This window comes from Brevundimonas subvibrioides ATCC 15264, assembly GCF_000144605.1.
In the GTDB taxonomy this organism is placed as follows: Bacteria; Pseudomonadota; Alphaproteobacteria; order Caulobacterales; family Caulobacteraceae; genus Brevundimonas; species Brevundimonas subvibrioides.
Genome location: NC_014375.1, coordinates 585,174 through 602,661 on the forward strand (window position 1 = coordinate 585,174; position 17,488 = coordinate 602,661).

Consider the following 17,488-nt stretch of genomic DNA (forward strand, 5'->3'; position numbering starts at 1 on the left):
GCCGGAGCGGCCCAGCCTTGAACACATCCCAATACCCGTCGTCCTTCGACCACGCCGCCCTGCTGGCCTCGGGCCGGGGCGAGTTGTTCGGGCCGGGCAATGCCCAGCTGCCCGCGCCCCCGATGCTGATGTTCGACCGGATCACCCAGATCAGCGGCGACGGCGGCGAGCACGGCAAGGGCTATGTCGAGGCCGAGCTGGATATCCATCCCGACCTCTGGTTCTTCCAGTGCCACTTCATCGGCGACCCGGTCATGCCGGGCTGCCTGGGTCTGGATGCCATGTGGCAGCTTGTCGGCTTCTACCTGGGCTGGATCGGCGGCCCGGGGCGCGGGCGCGCGCTGGGCGTCGGTGAGGTCAAGTTCACCGGCCAGGTCCAGCCCGATGTGAAGAAAGTGACCTACAAGATCACGCTGAAGCGGGTCATCAACCGTCGCCTGGTCATGGGAATCGCCGACGGGGTGATGGAAGCCGACGGCGTGCCTATCTATACCGCAACCGACATGCGCGTCGGACTGTTCCAGGCGGGTGAGAAGCCCGTCGAAGCCTGAAACCACACAGATACCGCGGTCAACGCGGACAAGAGTTGAGAGAAGGAAACTGCATGCGGCGTGTCGTCGTCACGGGTCTGGGTATCGTCTCCTCCATCGGCACAGGCCGGGATGAGGTCACGGCGTCCCTGCGTTCTGCGAAATCCGGCGTGGTCGCCGCGCCGGATCACATTCAGCACGGGTTCCGCTCCCAGGTCTGGGCCCCGCCATCGCTGGGCGTGACGGCCGAGGACTGGGCCCCGCTGGTCGACCGCCGCGCGGCGCGCTTCCTGGCCAACGGCACCGCCTGGGGTCACATCGCCTTTGAAGAGGCCCTGAAGGATTCCGGCATGACGCCGGAGGAGATCCGCGACGACCGTATCGGCGTCATCGTCGGCGAGGGCGGTCCCTCGACCCAGGTCATCCTGCAGGCGGCCCAGACCACGATCGAGAAGGGCGCGCCCAAGCGGATCGGGCCGTTCGCCGTGCCCAAGGCCATGGCCTCGGGCCCCTCGGCCGTGCTGGCGACCTGGTTCCAGATGCGCGGCGTCAACTATTCGATCAGTTCGGCCTGCGCGACCTCGGCCCACTGCATCGGCGCGGGCGCCGAGCAGATCCAGTGGGGCAAGCAGGACGTCGTCTTCGCCGGCGGCGTGGAGGACATCGACTGGTCCATGTCCAACATGTTCGACGCCATGGGGGCCATGTCGTCCGACTTCAACGCGACGCCGTCGGTGGCCTCCAGGGCCTATGACGTCGCCCGCGACGGTTTCGTCATCGCCGGCGGGGCCGGGATCGTGGTGCTCGAGGAATACGAGCGGGCCATGGCCCGGGGCGCGAAGATCTATGCCGAGGTGGTCGGCTACGGCGCCAACTCGGACGGCTACGACATGGTCGCGCCTTCGGGCGAGGGCGCAGAGCGCTGCATGAAGATCGCCATGGCCCAGGCCGGCGGCCGAAAGATCGATTACCTGAACCCGCACGGCACCTCGACGCCCGTCGGCGATTCCAAGGAAATGGGCGCGGTCCGCAATGTCTTCGGTGCCGACATGCCGCTGATCTCCTCGACCAAGTCGCTGACGGGCCACAGCCTGGGCGCGGCGGGCGCGCAGGAGGCGATCTATTCGCTGCTGATGCTCGAGAACGGCTTCGCCGCTGAAAGCGCCCATATCGAAAACCTCGACCCCGAGTTCGAGGGCATGCCGATCCTGCGCGAACGCCGGGACGTCGAACTGACCACGGTCATGTCCAACAGCTTCGGCTTCGGCGGCACCAACGGGACGGTGATCTTCTCGAAGGTCTAGAGCGCGATCCCGAAAAATGTCAGCGGTTCTCGGGTGAGATCGCGCTCCAGAAATCAGCGACGACGGTCCTCGCTGGCCTCCCTGAGCGTCTTGTAGGCCACGCCGTCGTTCCAGCCCGGCCAGCGACCGCTGTCGGCGATCTCGCGGCCCAGCAGATAGGCGACCGTCCCTTCCTGGGCGGCCGCGACCAGGTCCCACGCCGGATCGAACGCGTCGGACCGCTGGTGGTAGTCGTGGCTGTTATAGGTGGCGATCCGGGCCATGCCCGCTTCGGTCCCGCCCTCGACCAGATCGGCCCCGGCGCGGAAATAGATCACCGGCACGCCCTGTTCGGCATAGGCGAAATGGTCCGACCGGCCGTACCAGCCCGCCGCCGGATCGTGCTCGGCCTCGATCGACAGGCCCTGTCCGTCCGCGACACGCGCCAGGTCGGCCTCCAGATCCGTGCGTCCGGCCCCGATCAGCTCCAGCGACCGCGTCATCGGCAGGGCCAGATGCGGATCCAGGTTCAGCACCGCCGCCGTGGTCTCCAGGGGGCGCAGGGGCCGCAAGGCGTATTCATAGGCGCCCAGCAGGCCGCCCTCCTCGGACGTATAGGCGATGAACAGCACGGTGCGCTCCGGGGCCGGGGCCGCCGCATAGTGGCGGGCCACCTCCAGCAGGGTCGCCGTGCCGATGCCGTTGTCGACGGCTCCGTTGCGGATCGTGTCGCCGTCGGGATAGGCCGGGCCGATCCCGTAGGCGTCCCAGTGGGCTCCATAGATGACGGTCTCGTCCGCCCGGGTCGTGCCCGGCTGCATGGCCACGACGTTGTGGGTCAGCATCGGCGAAGCGGCGATGGTGAAGGCCGCGCTCATCGTCGCGCCCGGTACCTCGACCGCCCGGAAGCCGGGCGTGCGGGCCGCGAGCGCCAGGGCGGGCAGGTCGAGACCTGCCCGGGCAAACAGGTCGCTCGCCACCTCGAACCGGATCGAGCCGGACAGGTCTGTGCCGCGCTCGGGGGCGGGGCCGCGGACGAATTTGGGATCGGGGTCGGCGTTGCGGATCTGCTGGAACGGCCAGCTTGCGGTCTCGAACTGGTGGATCTGCAGGACCGCGACCGCGCCGCGCGCGAAGGCGGCCCGCTTCTTGGCACCCAGCCCGCCCTGCGGGCTGCGATTGCGGCCGTTGAACGGGCCGGTCTCGGACGCATAGTCCGGGTCGTTCATCAGGAAGACCGCGACCTTGCCGGTCAGGTCGATGCCCGCGAACTGGTCGTAGCCCAGGCCGGGTTCGTCCACGCCGAAGCCGACGAAGACCAGGGGCGCATCGGCGATGGCGTTGGAGCCCACATGCATCGAGGTCACGCTGATGTCGTCGGCCAGGGCCAGGGGCAGGGGCCGGCCGTTGACGTGGATCGCCACCTCGGCCCCGGTGCGATCGTATCGGGTCAGGTTGACGTCCTGGAGCCAGGTCCCGTTGTCGCCGCCCGGTTGCAGGCCGGCGGCGCGGAACTGACCGACCAGATGGTCCAGCGTCGCCGTCTCCCCCGCCTCGCCCGGGCCGCGTCCGAAGAAGGCGTCGCTGGACAGGATCTGGACGTCCCGCTTGATCGCCGCGGCGTCCAGCAGCGGCGCCGCCGGCGTCTGGGCGACGACCGGGCCGGCCGTCAGGACGAGCAGGGCGAGGGCTTGCGAAAGCCGGCCGCGGGCACGGTGGGGGGACATGGGACACTCCGACGGGACAGCGTCCACCGTCCCAGAGGCGGCACACCCTGTCCAGCGCGACGGTGCCGACCGGTCGAGCGCCTGGGCCGCCGCTCTTTGCAGCGGCGGGCCGCCCCTGCTAACCCTCCGCGCGATGAACAACTCGGCTGAAGCCGGGACCTGAGGAGACGAGATCATGGCGAGCGAGAGCAGCTGGAACATGCCGACCGGCGAACTCATGAAGGGCAAGAAGGGCCTGATCATGGGGGTGGCGAACGCCAACTCCATCGCCTGGGGGATCGCCTCGCAGCTGGCGGCGCAGGGAGCCGAGCTGGCCTTCACCTATATGGGCGAGGGGCTGGAGCGCCGGGTGCGGCCGCTGGCCGAGAGCGTGGGCGCCAAGCTGCTGATCCAGGCCGACGTCACCGACGACGCCTCGATGGATGCCGCCTTCGCGGCGCTGGAGGCCGAGTTCGGCACCATCGACTTCGTCGTCCACTCGGTCGCCTTCGCCAACAAGGACGAGCTGAAGGGCTCCTTCATCGACAACACCAGCCGCGACAGCTTCCTGCTGGCCATGAACATCAGCTGCTTCAGCTTCGTCGACGTGGCGCGACGCGCGTCGAAAATCATGCCGAACGGCGGGTCGATGGTGACCATGACCTATCTCGGCTCGGAGCGCGCCATTCCGAACTACAACACCATGGGCGTGGCCAAGGCAGCGCTGGAGGCGGCGACCCGCTACATCGCCCGCGATCTGGGTCCGCGCGGTATCCGCGTCAACGCCATCTCGGCCGGGGCCATGCGCACCCTGTCGCTGGCCGGGATCTCCGGCGGCCGGGGCATGATCGCCCAGGGCCGCGCGATGTCGGCGATGAAGGAGGACACCTCGATGGAGGGCGTCGCCGGGGCCGCCCTGTGGCTGTGCTCGGACCTGGGCTTTTCCACCACCGGCGAGGTCATCCACGTCGACGCCGGCTTCCACATGATGGGGCTTGCCGGCGAAGACGAGGGCTGAACGCCCTCTTGGCCGGAGACGAGGAGGCCTGATCTAGAGGTTCAGGTCGCCCTGGTCCTCGCCGTCCCAGTAGGCGATGCGCGAGGCATGGGCCTTGATCAGGACCAGGCCCGGCGTATCGACGCCCTGCGGGAACCAGCGATCGAGCCCCTTGGTCCAGTGCGCGGCGAACTGCGCCTTGTCGCGGATCAGTTCGGCGCGCGCTTCGATGGCGATGAAGATGCCTGGCTTGCCGAGCAGGCCCTTGTCGCCCGCCAGGGTCAGGCTGACGATCGGGTCGGCGGTGATGTCGGCGACCATCCGGGTGTCGTCACTGGTGAAGAACCAGCTGTCGCCGTCGTAGTCGACCTCGCCGTTGTTGCTCATCGGCCGCGACGCCAGCGCCCCGCCTTCGGTGCGAGTGGTCAGCATGGTGAAGTCGATGGCGCGCATCTTCTTCGACAGCTCTTTGAGGATCAGTTTCATCGGGGCTCCGTGACGTTGCCCCGACCAAACCCTCAACCCGCCCGGATGATCCCGCGTCAGGACCGCGCGGGGATGGTCAGGCCGCGCGCGACCGCCGGGCGAGCGAGACACCGCTCGACCCAGGCCGGCACGGCGGTCAGCGACCCGTACTCCACAAGCTCGCCCGCCTCGTAGAAGGTGACCAGGTTCCGCACCCAGCCGATCAGGCTGACATCGGCGATCGTGAAGTCGTCGCCCATGATGAAGGCGCGATCCTTCAGCCGGTCCTCCAGCACGCCCAGCAGGCGTTTCGATTCGGCGAGGTAGCGGTCGCGCGGTCGCTTGTCCTCGTAGTCCTTGCCCGCGAACTTGTGGAAGAAGCCCAGCTGCCCGAACATCGGCCCCACGGCCGCCATCTGCCAGAAGACCCAGGCCAGGGTCTCGTATCGGGCCGCCGGATCGGTCGGGATCAGCTTGCCGGTCTTTTCGGCCAGATAGACCAGGATGGCTCCCGATTCCCACAGCGCCAGCGGCTGGCCGCCCGGGCCGTCGGGGTCGAGGATCGCCGGGATCTTGCCGTTCGGGTTCAGCGACAGATACTCGGGCGTCCAGGTCTCGTTCTTCATGATGTCCACCAGATGGACCTCATACGGCAGGCCTATCTCCTCCAGCATGATCGAGGCCTTCACCCCGTTGGGGGTGGGCAGGGAGTAGAGTTGCAGCCGGTCGGGGTGGCGGGCCGGGAACTGGCGGGTGATCGGGAAGGCGGAAAGGTCGGCCATAGGACACCGTGTCGGTTGCTGATGTCCTGCATGTCGGGTGACGACCTTGGGGCCGCAAGAGGCGTCGCCTGCGGATGCCGTCAGACTTCGTCGGCTTGTCGTTCGGCCGGAAGCGTCGCCATATCGGCCGTCAGCAACTCAGGAGGCGCCCGATGGCCCACAAGTTCGAAGTCTACAAGGACAAGGCCGGCGAGTTCCGCGTCCGGTTCAAATACAATTCCGAGGTCATCTTCTCGACCGAGGGTTATTCGGACAAGTCCGGCGCCAAGCGCGCGATCGAGTCGATCAAGAAGCACGTCGGCGACGCGGAAACCGTCGAGATCGAATAGTCCGAAGCCTTTCCCTCCCCCTCGGGGGAGGGAAAACGGGGTCTCAGTCGGGCTCGCGCTCGCCGACCTCGTCCGGGCGGAGAGCCAGCAGCCAGCCGTCGGACAGGTGCAGGTCGGGCACGCAGGCCCGGGTGAACGGCAGGAACCAGGTCGGACCGCCCGCAGCGGGCGCGATCTCCAGCATGTCGTCGGCCCCGAAATTCTGCACGGCCTTCACCGTGCCCAGGACGACGCCGTCCGGATCGCGGGCTTCGACCCCGATCAGGTCGGCGAGGTAGAATTCGTCCTCGTCGGCTTCCGGGAACCGGTCACGCGGGACGTGGAGCTTGAGGTTCCGCAGCGCGTCGGCCTCTTCCTTGGTGGCGACTTCCTTCACCCGTCCGACGATGCCGTCCTTGGTCGGCCGCGCCGACAGGACGGTCAGGGCGTGCGATCCGTCCGCGCGGAGCAGGGGCCCGTAGGCCGTCAGGGCCAGCGGATCGGCGGTATAGGCCGTGATCTTGACCTCGCCCTTGACGCCGAAGCCGCCCGCGACATGGCCGACGAGGATGAGTTTGGGCTGGGTCATCACGGTCTCCGATAGCAGAAGGGCGGCGCCATCCGACGCCGCCCCTCCCATAGTCCATTCAGACGAAGCGGATCAGGCCTCGGTCTTCTCTTCCTCGGCAGCACCTTCGGCCGGAGCGTCCTCGACGCTGACCTCGGCGGAGCCTTCGCTGTCGGCGGCGGGAGCCTCCTCGGCAGCGGCTTCCTCGGCGGGAGCCTCTTCAACCGGCGGCGCATTCTTGGCGGCTTCGGCGGCGGCAGCCGCTTCTTCCTTGGCGCGTTCGGCGGCTTCGGCAGCCTCGATCTTGGCGGCGGCTTCGGCCTCGGCGCGGTCGGCTTCGCGCTGGGCGCGTTCGGCCGAGCGTTCCTGGGCCTTCTTGCCCGGCTGGCCCTTGTTCGGGTTGTTGCCCTGCGTCCACTTGACCTTGCCGGCCAGGGCTTCGTCCTGGCTCAGGAAGCGGGCGACGCGGTCGGTCGGCTGGGCACCCTTGCCGAGCCATTCCGAGATGCGCTCCTGCTTCAGGGTCACGCGGGGCTTGTCGCCGTCCTTGGGCAGCATCGGGTTGTAGGTGCCGACGCGCTCCAGGAACTTGCCGTCGCGCGGCGAGTGCGAGTCAGCGACGACGATGTAGTAGTAGGGGCGCTTCTTGGTGCCGCCACGGGCCAGACGAATCTTCAGCATTTCAATCTTCTTTCAGGGAGATCAGTTGGGTTTCTTGGGGAGGCCGGGCAGGCCCGGAAGGCCCCCCGGTAGTGATCCGCCGCCCAGGCCGGAGAGCCGGTCCTGAAGGGCCTTGATTTCGTCCTCGGTCGGTTCGGGCATCCGCCCGCCGCCGAGGGATTTGAGGCGCGAGATGTCGGGGCCGCCCATGCCAGGGAGACCGCCGCCCATGCCCCCGCCACCGCCACCGGGCATGCCGCCCATCATGGCCGCCATCTTCTGCAGATTGCCGCGGCCGCCCTTGGACAGGGACTTGACCATGTCGGCCATCTGGCGGTGCTGCTTCAGCAGGCGGTTGATGTCCTGGACCTCGACGCCGGCGCCGGAGGCGACGCGCTTCTTGCGGCTGGCGTTCAGCAGGTCGGGCTTCTTGCGCTCGGCCTTGGTCATCGAGGAGATGATGGCTTCCTGGCGCAGGATCATCCGGTCGTCGATGTTCTGCTCGGCCATCTGGGCCTTCATCTTGGCCACGCCGGGCAGCATGCCCATGATGCCCTGAAGACCGCCCATCTTCTTCATTTGCTGCAGCTGGGCCGCCAGGTCGTTCAGGTCGAACTGTCCCTTGGCCAGCTTCTTGGCCATGGCCTCGGCCTTGGACTGGTCCAGTTCCGTGGCGGCCTTCTCTACCAGGGCGACGATGTCGCCCTGGCCCAGGATCCGTCCGGCGACGCGGCGGGCGTCGAACACCTCCAGCGCGTCGACCTTCTCGCCCGACCCCATGTATTTGATCGGCAGGCCGGTGACCGCCCGCATCGACAGCATGGCCCCGCCCCGCCCGTCGCCGTCGGCGCGGGTCAGGATCAGGCCGGTCAGGGGTAGGCGTTCGTGGAAGGCCTTGGCGGTGCGGACCGCGTCCTGGCCGGTCAGGCTGTCGGCGACCAGGATGGTCTCGACCGGAGTGGCGATGGCGGCGACCTCGGCCACCTCGTTCATCAGGCCTTCGTCGAGCGTGATGCGGCCGGCGGTGTCGAGGATCAGGACGTCGAAGCCCTGAAGTTTCGCCGAGGTCAGGGCGCGCCGGGTGATCTGGACCGCGCTCTCGCCCGCCACGATCGGCAGGACGGCGACCTCGATCTGCTTGCCCAGCTGCGCCAGCTGTTCCATGGCCGCTGGACGCCGCGTGTCCAGCGAGGCCATCATGACCTTCTTGCGATCGAATTTCGTCAGACGAAGCGCCAGCTTGGCGGAGGTCGTCGTCTTTCCCGACCCCTGCAGGCCGGCCATCAGCAGCACGGCGGGCGGGGTGGCGTTCAGGTTGAGCGGCGTCGGCTCCTCGCCGCCCAGCATCTCGACCAGACCGTCATAGACGATCTTGATGACCTGGTCGGCGGGCCGGACCGAGCGGATGACCTCTTCGCCCGTGGCCTTCTCGGTGGCGAAGGCGATGAAGTCCTTGACGACCGGCAGGGCGACGTCGGCCTCCAGCAGGGCCACGCGCACTTCGCGCATCGCCTCGGAGACGTCCTTCTCGGACAGGGCACCGCGGCCGGTGATCCGGTCGAAAACGCCTGTCAGCCGCTCGTTCAGAGCCTCGAACATACACACCTCATTTTGGCGGGTGACGCGGCTCCATACGACAACGGCCCCTGGCGACGATCACGTCGGCAGGGGGTTCTCGCCATCCTCGTCCGGTCGAAACCGGGGTCGTGATGGTGGAGACGCGAGGTTCACTTGCGCCGGAAGCGCGGGCTTATGCGGGAAAAGGGGCGGTTTGTCGACTCCGGCCGCGCGATGCACTTTCCGTTTCAGCGTCCGGCTTTGCGATGGCGGGGCGGCAAACCCCTGATACGGTTCGGTCCCAGCCTCCCCGCTGCCCGAGATGATCATGCCCGTTTCCGCCGAACCCGCCGCCGACGATCGCCTGCGCGAGGAGGTTCGCCTGCTCGGCGGCCTGCTGGGCGAGGTGATCCGCGACGAGGGTGGACAGGACCTCTACGACCGGATCGAAGCGGTGCGGGTGGCCTCGGTCGGCTATCACCGCCATTCCGGCGCGCGCGGGTCGGCGGAGCTGGAGCGGCTGCTGTCGGACCTGTCGCTGGACGACGCGGTGGGTCTGGCGCACGGGTTCGCGGTCTTCTCCCTGCTGGCCAATGTGGCCGAGGACCGGGCCGGCAAGCGTCGGGCCCGCAGTCAGACCGCCGAGGGCGCGCGGCCCGATACGCCCGAGGGATCACTGGCCCGGCTGGCCCAGGCCGGTCGTTCCGTCGAGGACGCGCGGACGCTGCTGTCCGAGGCCCTGATCTCGCCGGTCCTGACCGCCCACCCGTCGGAGGTGCGCCGAAAGAGCGTCATCGACCGGATCGCCGCCGTGTCGGACCTGCTGGACGCCTGCGACCGGGACGACCTGGCCTGCGCACCCGAGGTGATGGTCAACGGCCTGCGTCGACAGACGGTGATCCTGTGGGCGACGCGGCTGGTCCGAACCACGGGCCTGGTGGTTCAGGACGAGATCGACACGGTGGTCTCCTTCCTGGAACGGGTGTTCCTGAAGGTCGCGCCGGAACAGCTGATCGACTGGCGCAGACGGCTGAATGCGCCCGACCTCAAGCCCTTCATCCGCATCGGGGCCTGGGTCGGGGGCGACCGGGACGGCAATCCCAACGTCGACGCGGCCGCCCTGCGCGCCGCCTTCGCCACGCCGGCCAAGGCCGTGCTGCGCCACTATCTGGAGGCGGTGAACACCCTGGGGGCCGAGCTCAGCCTGTCGGGCTCGCTCGCGGCCGTCAGCCCGGCCTTGCAGGCCCTGGCCGCCAGCTCCGGCGACGGCTCGCCCCACCGGGCCGACGAACCCTATCGCCGCGCGCTCAGCCAGATCTATGCCCGGCTGTCGGCGACCCATCCCCTGCTGACCGGAGAGACCGCGCCCCGGCCCGCGCCCTTCGCCGCCCCGCCCTATGACGGACCGGACGCTTTCCGGGACGATCTGGCGGTCCTGCAGGACAGCCTGGTCGCCAGCCACGGCGCGGTCTTCGCCGACGACGGCCTGTCGCGCCTGATCGCCACGGTCGACGTGTTCGGCTTCCACATGGCGACGCTGGATCTGCGCCAGAACTCGGACGTCCATGCGCGGGTGGTCGGACACCTGCTGCGCGTGGCCGGGGTCTGTCCCGACTATGCGGCCCTGGACGAGGAGGCGCGCATCGCCCTGCTGTCGGCCGAGCTGGCGGCCCCCCGCCTGCTGTTCAGCCCCTACGAAGACTACGATCCGGAGGTGCTGAAGGAGCGGGCCATCCTCCAGGCCGCGGCCGAGGCGCTGCGTACCTTCGGGCCCCAGGCGATCCGCACCCATATCGTGTCCAAGACCGACGCCGCGTCGGACCTGCTGGAGGTCTACCTTCTGCTCAAGGAGGTCGGTCTGTATCGCCATGACGATCCGGCGACCTGCCCGATCCAGGCCGCGCCCCTGTTCGAGACCATCGACGACCTGCGCGCCGCCAAACCGACCCTCAGCCGATTGCTGCAGGAACCCTCCGCCCTCGCGGTCGCCAGGGCGCGGGGCGTCCAGGAGGTGATGATCGGTTATTCGGACTCCAACAAGGACGGCTCCTACCTGACCTCGACCTGGGAGCTGCACGAGGCCTCGCGCGCCCTGCTGAGCGTGACGGAGGCGGTCGGCGTGCGGCTGCAGCTGTTCCACGGCCGGGGCGGCGCGGTTGGAAGGGGCGGCGGGTCCAGCTTCGCCGGGGTCATCTCCCAGCCCACGGGCACGGTCGCGGGCCGGATCCGCATCACCGAACAGGGCGAGGTGATCGCCAACAAATACGGCGAGCCCGACGTGGCGCGCCGAAATCTGGACGCCCTGACGGCCGGGACCCTGATCGCCTCGCTCGCCCCGCCCCCGGACGAGGCGATGACGGCGAAGCACGGCGCGACGGCCTCGGCCCTGTCGGTCGCCTCGATGGCGGCCTACCGGGCGCTGGTCTACGAGACGCCGGGCTTCGTCGACTATTTCCGGGCGGCCACCCCGATCAACGAGATCGCCGAGCTGAAGATCGGCTCGCGGCCGACGTCGCGGACCGCCTCCAGCGCCATCGAGGACCTGCGCGCCATCCCCTGGGTGCTGAGCTGGAGCCAGTCGCGCGTGATGCTGCCGGGCTGGTTCGGCTTCGGCTCGGCCGTTCGGGGGCGGGACATGGAGGAGCTGCGCGCCATGGCCGCGGACTGGCCCTTCTTCCGCACCCTGCTCCAGAACATGGAGATGATCATGGCCAAGTCCGACATGACCATCGCGCGGCGCTATGCCGGGCTGGTGCCGGACCAGGCGCTGGCCGCCTCCATCTTCGGGGCCCTGCGGGCCGAATGGGATCGCACCCGCGACGCGGTCCTGGCCATCACCGGCCAGTCCGACCTGCTGGGCGGCCAGCCCGAGCTGGACCGGCTGATCCGGCTGCGGATGCCCTATGTCGAGCCGCTGAACCACGTGCAGATCGAGCTGATCCGCCGGCGGCGCTCGGGCGACGACGATCCCCGCGTGCGCGAGGGCATCCTGCTGACGATCAATGGCGTGGCCGCCGGCCTGCGCAACAGCGGCTAGGGCTCAGGCCGGTCGCCGGGCCCGCAGGGCCTGGACGATGGTGCCGTCGTCAAGCCAGTCGAGGTCGCCGCCGACGGGGACGCCGCGCGCCAGGGACGTGACCTCCACGCCGTTCCCGGCCACCCGTTCGGCGAGGTAGTGGGCGGTGGTCTGGCCGTCGACGGTGGCGGGCAGGGCCAGCACAACCTCGCGCACCTCGCCGCCCTTCACGCGGCCGACCAGTTCGGCGACGCGCAGCGCCTCCGGCCCGACGCCGTCGAGAGCCGACAGCAATCCGCCCAGCACGTGATACTTGCCGCGGAAGGCCCCGGACCGCTCCATGGCCCACAGCGAACCGGCCTCCTCGACCACGCAGATCAGGCCGTTGTCGCGCGCGCCGTCCGAGCAGATCGAGCAGGGGTCGCGGGTGTCGGGTGTGCCGCAGATCGAGCAGGACACCACCTTGGCCGCCGTCTCCGCCAGCGATGCGGCCAGCGGCTCCAGCAGCTGCTCACGCTTCTTCAGCAGGGCCAGGGCCGCACGCCGGGCCGACCGGGGGCCCAGCCCCGGCAGCTTGGCCAGGAGCGCGATCAGGCGCTCGATCTCGGGTCCGGCGGAGGCCGCCAAGTCAGAACAGCTTGGGCATGCCGGGGATGTTCATCCCCGCCATCGGGCCGGCGGCCTCGCGCATCAGTTCGCCGTTGATGGCGTCCAGCCGGCGTTTCGCGTCCGCATGGGCGGCGACGATCAGATCCGACAGGATTTCCCCTTCGCCGGGTGCCATCAGACTGTCGTCGATCCTGACCGCAGTGATTTCCCCGGCCCCCTTCAGGGTGATCGTCACCAGACCGCCGCCCGAGGTGCCCTCGGCGGTGGTTTCGGCCATCTTCGCCTGGGCCTGCTGGAGTTTCTCCTGCATGGCCTGGGCCTGCTGCATCAGGGCGTTGAGATCTTTCATGGGATCTAGATAGGGCCTTTCCCGCGCGAATTTTAGTCCTGATCGTCCTCGATCTCGTCCGGGATCGCCGGCATCTCGACGGCGGGCGCCAGGGTCTTGATCTCGCCGACGACGGCGCCGGGGAAGGCCGCCATGACCGCCACGACGAAGGGATCGGCCTCGACCTCGGCGCGAAGGGCGGCCGTGGCCTTCTTCTCCTGTTCGATCAGGGTCTCGCCACCCCCCTGGCCGTTGGCCACCACGAACCACGGGCGTCCGGTCCACTCCTTGAGGCGCGACGACAGCCGGGTGGCGAGGTTGGCGGGCGCGCCCTCGACGGGTTCGTAGGTCAGGGCCCCCGGCTTGAACGAGACGGGGCGGACGTAGCGCTGCACGTCCATCTGCAGGGCGATCTCGCGCCTCTCGCCGATCAGGGCGACCACGGCCTCGAAGGTCTGGGGGTCGGGGTAGGCGGGCGCGGCCATGGGACGCGGCGCCATCTGCGCCGAGGCTCCGCCTCCGCCGCCGCCGCCGCGCGGCGCACCGCCGCCCGATCCCCCGGACAGGGGCTCGCCGGACTGCAGCCGCTTCAGCGCCTCCTCCGGCCCGGGCAGGTCGGCGGCATAGGCGAGGCGGACGATGGCCATCTCGACCGCGTCGGCGGGCGAAGGCGCGCGCCGGACCTCGTCGAGCGCCTTCAGCAGCATCGACCAGGTCCGCGACAGGGTGCCGGCGGACACCTGCGAGCCCATGGCGGCCAGCCGCTGGGCCTGGTCGTTGGGCAGGCGGGTGGCGTTCGGCCCCAGCATCTTGGCGACCGAGGCGGCGTGGCAGTGTTCCAGCAGGTCGTTGGTCACCTGCACCGGATCGGCGCCGTAGCCGTACAGGGTGCGGAAGGTCTCCAGGGCCTCGGGCGTGCGGCCGGCCATGATCTGTTCGAACAGGGCGATGGTCTGGCTGCGATCGGCCAGCCCCAGCATGTCGCGCACCGTGTCGGTCGCGACCGGCTCGCCCCGTTCGCCCTGCACCAGGGCCTGGTCGAGCAGGGAGAGGCCGTCGCGGACCGAGCCCTCGGCGGCGCGCGCGATCAGGGCCAGGGCGTCGTCCTCGACCTTCATCCCCTCCTTGGTCGCGATCCGGCCGAGGTGTTCGACGAGGATCTCGGGCTCGACGCGGCGCAGGTCGAAGCGCTGGCAGCGCGACAGGATCGTCACCGGCACCTTGCGGATCTCGGTGGTGGCGAAGATGAATTTGGCGTGGGGCGGGGGCTCTTCCAGGGTCTTCAGCAGGGCGTTGAAGGCCTGGTTGGACAGCATGTGCACCTCGTCGAGCACATAGACCTTGTAGCGGGCCTCGACCGGCGCATAGCGGACGCTTTCAAGGATGTCGCGGATGTCGTTGACGCCGGTGTGGCTGGCGGCGTCCAGCTCCATCACGTCCATGTGCTGGCCGGCCATGATCGCCGCATCGTGGCGGCCATGGGCGGTCAGCTCCAGCGAGGGCCGGTCGATGACGTCGGTCTCGTTGTTCAGGGCCCGGGCCAGCAGGCGGGCTGTCGTGGTCTTGCCGACCCCGCGGACACCGGTGAGCATGAAGGCGTGGGCGATCCGGCCGGTGGCGAAGGCATTGGTGAGGGTTCTCACCATCGCTTCCTGCCCGATCAGGTCCTCGAATGTCCGGGGCCGGTATTTGCGCGCGAGGACCGTATAAGCCTCGCCGTCGTTCTGGTGGGTATCGTCGACGATCGGCGCGGGTTTGGGCGTGTCCGTCACCCCCTCCGGCGGGGGCGCGGCTGCAGGCGCACCGAACATGTCGTCGGTGTTCTCATCGCGCTCGGGCACATCGTCTTCCGCCCAGGGCGGATCGCCGGAATCAAGGTCGACGTCGGTCATGGGAGCGTCTTACCGCGTGTAGGACGCTCCGTAGAGTCCTTGTGCGCTTAAGGCGTCATATCGCCGGGCAGCTGCCCGCCGTTGTCCACGATCTTCTGCAGCACCTGCTTGTGCAGCCAGATGTTCATCGAGGCCGAGTCGGATTTGTCGCCGGTGTAGCCCAGCTCGTCGGCCAGTTCCTTGCGCTCGGCCAGCGAACTTTCCATGCCGCACAGCTTCATCAGGTCGACGATGGAGGTGCGCCAGTTCAGCTTCTGGTCGCGCTGCTCGTTCATGAAATCGAGAATTCCGGCGACGTCGACGGCCGGGGCGGGCTGGGGCGCGGTGGCGGCGGCCGCGGTCACCTGGGGCTGGACGGGCGTGGACGTCGGGGCAGGCTGCGACGGGGCCGAGGGGGCCTTGGGCTCGTCCTTGCGCTTGAAGATCTTGCCGAGAATGTTGCCGAGGATGCTCATGCGGGGTGCTCCGGTGGGGTCAGCCACCGGAGCGGGCGGGGACGGCGAAGGTTCCCGGCTGGCGTCAGCCTTCGCCCTCGGGGAAGTCGGCCCCTTCGGTCACCTCGGCCCAGGCGTCGAAGTCCTTCTTCAGCAGATCGATCTTGCCGCGCGCGCCGGCCAGGGCCGCCTTGCCGAGCAGCAGGCGCAGGGGCGGGTCCTCGGCCTCGACCGCATCGATGATGGCGGCGGCGGCGCGCTTGGGATCGCCCGGCTGGGCCCCGGACCAGCCGCGGATCTGCGTGCGCCGGGCCCCGGCCGTGTCGGCATAGTCGGCGATCGGCTGTTTGATCTCGTTGGCCGAACGTCCGGCCCAGTCCGTGCGAAAGCCGGAGGGCGCGACGATCAGCACATGGATGCCCAGCGGATTGACCTCGGCCGCCAGGGCTTCCGACCAGCCGTCCACGGCGAATTTGGTGGCGTTGTAGTAGCCGACGCCCGCCGAGGCGCGCAGGCCGCCGACCGACGAGATGTTGACGATGGTCCCCGACCGTCGCGCCCGCAGCTGGGGAAGCACCAGGTGGGTCATGCGGGCCAGACCGAAGACGTTGATCTCGAACATGCGACGGACCTCGTCCTCGTCGCTCTCCTCGATCGCGCCGAAATAGCCGATGCCGGCATTGTTCACGAGCACGTCGATGCGGCCGAAATGCTCCGTCGCAGCCGCCACGGCGGCCTCGGCCTGAGCCCGGTCGGTGACGTCGAGCTTCAATGCGAGCACCCGGTCACCGCCCCGGGTCACCAGATCGGCGACGTCCTCCGGGTTCCGGGCGGTGGCGACGACGCGGTAGCCCTTGTCGATCAGGGCCGTGGCCAGCTCGCGGCCGAAGCCAGTCGAACATCCGGTGATGAACCAGACGGGGGTATCGTGATCGGCCATGGGCGCGCTCCGTATCGGGGGACCCGTTCAGGTGGGGGACGCGGGCGGGATCGCAAGCACGGCGTGCGCCGCGAAGTCACGGTGCGCGTCTGGCCCCCTCCACCCCAGCGCAAGCGCGCTGCGGTCCCGTCGTCGGATCGCACGCGATCCTTCCTCCACCCCCAATGGGGGAGGAATGCGCTCAAGCAGCGAGGCTCCGCGAGCCGAGCGTTAGCGCACCAAGATGAGGAGAGTGGAGACCGCGACCCGAAGGGGAATTCGTTGTGGCTGCTGCCTTCCGGCCCTGACCAGGTTGGCGAAGCCTTCGCCCGCGATCTCCGAGGCCTATATCGCTCCGGACGGGTTCGAGATCAAGGGACCCCTCCCAAGGCCCGGCGAACCCGGCTAGGAAGCCGTCATGGTCCTCCCCGTCCTGAATACCTTCGCCGGCAACCCGCTGGATCGCGCCGGCGACCAGAGGAACAGTCCCGACTGGCTGGACGAACAGGCGGCGAACCCCGACGCCCTGGCCTGTGTCTTCTGGAACGGACAGCCGCTGCTGGAGGACCACGCCGATGGGCCGCGCCTCGTCTGGCTGGCCCTGACCCATGCGCGCGAGATGATCCGGGACGAGGACCGCGAGCTGTTCCTGGGCCTGTGGAAGGGGGCGCCGTGTTTCGCGATCGAGTTCGGCGGCGCGGCCGATCCGGCGACGGGCCCGGTTCGGGGGCTGGGCACCTTCACCGAGATGCGCGAGGCGGCGGCGGTGCTGTCGGCGAGCGATGCGGCGATCGCGGGCGGGGCCAAGTCGCTGTTCGACTGGCGACGTCGCCACGGCTTCTGCGCCAACTGCGGACACGAGACCGAGACGGCCTGTGGCGGGTGGAAGCGGATCTGCCCGGCCTGCACGGCCGAACACTTTCCGCGCGTCGATCCGGTGACGATCATGCTGCCGGTGTTCGGGGATCGCTGCCTGCTGGGCCGGCAGGCGTCATGGCCCGCGGGGCGGATGTCGGCCCTGGCGGGGTTCCTCGAGCCGGGCGAGACGATCGAGGAGGCCTGCGCCCGCGAGATCAAGGAAGAGGCGGGGCTGACGGTGACGGCCACCACCTACCATTCCAGCCAGCCCTGGCCCTTCCCGTCGCAGCTGATGATCGGCCTGATCGCGGAAGTCAGCGATGACGACGCGACGCCGGACCAGACGGAACTGGAGGAGGTGCGCTGGCTGACCCGGGATGAGGCACGGGCGGTGCTGGCGGGCGCCCATGAGGTGAAGGCCCCGCCGAAGTTCGCCATCGCCCGGACGCTTCTGGAGCACTGGGCAGGCAGCAGTGAATGATGGATAAAATCCAGTAAAAACAACATCATATGGCGATTTGTCTGGCCATCGCCCTAGATGTTCGCCCATACGGAAATGGACTCGGAAAAACCGAG

At 69.1% G+C, this 17,488-nt stretch carries 17 protein-coding genes and 1 other RNA gene; 6 read left to right on the forward strand and 12 right to left on the reverse strand.

Annotated elements, in window-relative coordinates; translation table 11 throughout:
• Window positions 1–17: 17 nt before the first annotated feature.
• Together fabA and fabB are read left to right on the forward strand one after the other, a co-directional pair.
• Window positions 18–551, forward strand: coding sequence for a 3-hydroxyacyl-[acyl-carrier-protein] dehydratase FabA (fabA, locus tag BRESU_RS02900; RefSeq protein ID WP_013267997.1), 534 nt, complete (start codon window positions 18–20; stop codon window positions 549–551).
• 53 nt (window positions 552–604) lie between these two features.
• The gene (gene fabB / locus BRESU_RS02905; protein WP_013267998.1) at window positions 605–1,834 is read left to right on the forward strand and encodes a beta-ketoacyl-ACP synthase I; all 1,230 of its coding nucleotides are present in this window, start codon (window positions 605–607) and stop codon (window positions 1,832–1,834) included.
• Window positions 1,835–1,887: 53 nt separating this feature from the next.
• Here the strand turns inward: fabB and BRESU_RS02910 are convergent, their stop codons facing one another.
• On the reverse strand, window positions 1,888–3,540 hold the full coding sequence (locus BRESU_RS02910) for a M28 family peptidase (protein ID WP_013267999.1): 1,653 nt from the start codon (window positions 3,538–3,540) through the stop codon (window positions 1,888–1,890).
• A gap of 199 nt (window positions 3,541–3,739) precedes the next feature.
• Between BRESU_RS02910 and BRESU_RS02915 the strand changes: the two genes are divergently transcribed.
• On the forward strand, window positions 3,740–4,537 hold the full coding sequence (locus BRESU_RS02915) for an enoyl-ACP reductase FabI (RefSeq protein ID WP_169308033.1): 798 nt from the start codon (window positions 3,740–3,742) through the stop codon (window positions 4,535–4,537).
• 33 nt (window positions 4,538–4,570) lie between these two features.
• On the opposite strand, the gene BRESU_RS02920 is transcribed toward BRESU_RS02915, so the two are convergent.
• Together BRESU_RS02920 and BRESU_RS02925 are read right to left on the reverse strand one after the other, a co-directional pair.
• The gene (locus BRESU_RS02920) at window positions 4,571–5,002 is read right to left on the reverse strand and encodes a pyridoxamine 5'-phosphate oxidase family protein (RefSeq protein ID WP_013268001.1); all 432 of its coding nucleotides are present in this window, start codon (window positions 5,000–5,002) and stop codon (window positions 4,571–4,573) included.
• 56 nt (window positions 5,003–5,058) lie between these two features.
• Complete coding sequence (locus tag BRESU_RS02925; protein WP_013268002.1) at window positions 5,059–5,763, reverse strand: glutathione S-transferase N-terminal domain-containing protein; 705 nt, start codon at window positions 5,761–5,763, stop codon at window positions 5,059–5,061.
• Between the two features lie 152 nt (window positions 5,764–5,915).
• Here BRESU_RS02925 and BRESU_RS17060 point away from each other — a divergent pair, with 152 nt between their 5' ends.
• Window positions 5,916–6,092 carry a YegP family protein gene (locus BRESU_RS17060; protein ID WP_013268003.1) on the forward strand — a complete coding sequence of 59 codons (177 nt, stop codon included), beginning with the start codon at window positions 5,916–5,918 and terminating at the stop codon, window positions 6,090–6,092.
• Window positions 6,093–6,135: 43 nt separating this feature from the next.
• On the opposite strand, the gene rimM is transcribed toward BRESU_RS17060, so the two are convergent.
• From rimM to ffh, 3 genes are all read right to left on the reverse strand, one after another.
• The gene (gene rimM / locus BRESU_RS02930; RefSeq protein ID WP_013268004.1) at window positions 6,136–6,660 is read right to left on the reverse strand and encodes a ribosome maturation factor RimM; all 525 of its coding nucleotides are present in this window, start codon (window positions 6,658–6,660) and stop codon (window positions 6,136–6,138) included.
• Window positions 6,661–6,732: 72 nt separating this feature from the next.
• Complete coding sequence (rpsP, locus tag BRESU_RS02935) at window positions 6,733–7,320, reverse strand: 30S ribosomal protein S16 (RefSeq protein ID WP_013268005.1); 588 nt, start codon at window positions 7,318–7,320, stop codon at window positions 6,733–6,735.
• A 21-nt stretch (window positions 7,321–7,341) separates the two neighbouring features.
• On the reverse strand, window positions 7,342–8,898 hold the full coding sequence (ffh, locus tag BRESU_RS02940; RefSeq protein WP_013268006.1) for a signal recognition particle protein: 1,557 nt from the start codon (window positions 8,896–8,898) through the stop codon (window positions 7,342–7,344).
• A gap of 286 nt (window positions 8,899–9,184) precedes the next feature.
• On the opposite strand from ffh, the gene ppc reads away from it, so the two are divergent.
• Window positions 9,185–11,893 (forward strand): phosphoenolpyruvate carboxylase, encoded by a 2,709-nt coding sequence (ppc, locus tag BRESU_RS02945; protein ID WP_013268007.1) that lies wholly within the window; start codon window positions 9,185–9,187, stop codon window positions 11,891–11,893.
• A gap of 3 nt (window positions 11,894–11,896) precedes the next feature.
• On the opposite strand, the gene recR is transcribed toward ppc, so the two are convergent.
• The 6 genes from recR to ffs form a co-directional block, all read right to left on the reverse strand.
• The gene (gene recR / locus BRESU_RS02950; protein WP_013268008.1) at window positions 11,897–12,499 is read right to left on the reverse strand and encodes a recombination mediator RecR; all 603 of its coding nucleotides are present in this window, start codon (window positions 12,497–12,499) and stop codon (window positions 11,897–11,899) included.
• Window position 12,500: 1 nt separating this feature from the next.
• Window positions 12,501–12,830: a YbaB/EbfC family nucleoid-associated protein gene (locus BRESU_RS02955; protein ID WP_013268009.1), complete on the reverse strand. Its 330-nt coding sequence runs from the start codon at window positions 12,828–12,830 to the stop codon at window positions 12,501–12,503.
• Between the two features lie 32 nt (window positions 12,831–12,862).
• Window positions 12,863–14,701, reverse strand: a complete 1,839-nt coding sequence (locus BRESU_RS02960; protein WP_013268010.1) for a DNA polymerase III subunit gamma/tau — start codon at window positions 14,699–14,701, stop codon at window positions 12,863–12,865.
• Window positions 14,702–14,748: 47 nt separating this feature from the next.
• The gene (locus tag BRESU_RS02965; protein ID WP_013268011.1) at window positions 14,749–15,156 is read right to left on the reverse strand and encodes a DUF3597 domain-containing protein; all 408 of its coding nucleotides are present in this window, start codon (window positions 15,154–15,156) and stop codon (window positions 14,749–14,751) included.
• Between the two features lie 64 nt (window positions 15,157–15,220).
• Entirely contained in the window at window positions 15,221–16,075 is an 855-nt protein-coding gene (locus BRESU_RS02970) for an oxidoreductase (RefSeq protein ID WP_013268012.1), read from the reverse strand.
• A 228-nt stretch (window positions 16,076–16,303) separates the two neighbouring features.
• Window positions 16,304–16,397: signal recognition particle sRNA small type (gene ffs, locus BRESU_RS17030), an RNA gene on the reverse strand.
• A 75-nt stretch (window positions 16,398–16,472) separates the two neighbouring features.
• On the opposite strand from ffs, the gene nudC reads away from it, so the two are divergent.
• Window positions 16,473–17,393: an NAD(+) diphosphatase gene (nudC, locus tag BRESU_RS02975; protein WP_013268013.1), complete on the forward strand. Its 921-nt coding sequence runs from the start codon at window positions 16,473–16,475 to the stop codon at window positions 17,391–17,393.
• Window positions 17,394–17,488 lie beyond the last annotated feature (95 nt).